Genomic DNA, 631 nt, shown 5'->3' on the forward strand with positions numbered 1-631 from the left:
CAAACGGTGAGATGGTTGGTGGTTACTTACCGCCAGCTGAACTACTGAAACGTTTAGAGCAACTGTAATCCTTTAAGGAGCAGAGCCGACGCAATAGTCGGCTCTTTTCAAGCATGATAGAAATTCAACGACGTCCCGAACCGGATCTTTCCCTTCTCCCAGACTCCATTCCTCCGATCTTAAAACGCATTTACATCAATCGCGGTATTACTGACATCGCGCAGCTAGAAACTTCTGCTCGTGGATTGCATTCGTACCAAAAGCTTGGCGGCATTGAGCAGGCGGTTGAGTTGTTGTTCCAAGCGATTCAAGAGCAAAAACGCATCATCGTGGTGGGTGACTTTGACGCAGATGGCGCAACGAGTTCTGCTCTTTCTGTATTGGCATTGCGTATGCTTGGCAGCAATAACGTCGATTACTTGGTGCCGAACCGCTTTGAAGATGGCTACGGTTTGAGCCCAGAGGTGGTCGATCAAGCATTGGAACTTGGCGCAGAAATTATCATGACGGTCCACAATGGCGTATCGTCGATTGAAGGTGTCCGCTACGACAAAGAAAATGGCATTACCGTATTGGTGATAGACCACCATTTGCCAGGACAAGTTCTACCAGAAGTCGATGCGATGGTGAA

1 protein-coding gene and 1 pseudogene are annotated in these 631 nt (G+C 48.3%); both read left to right on the forward strand.

The window, feature by feature from the left end:
• A pseudogene (locus R7Q11_RS27300) lies at positions 1 to 68 on the forward strand (disulfide bond formation protein DsbC); the annotation flags it as partial.
• Positions 69 to 113: 45 nt separating this feature from the next.
• Positions 114 to 631: DHH family phosphoesterase (locus tag R7Q11_RS27305; RefSeq protein ID WP_225467124.1), on the forward strand; the 518-nt coding region annotated here is incomplete at its 3' end.

It is taken from the genome of Vibrio sp. 970 (assembly GCF_033339075.1).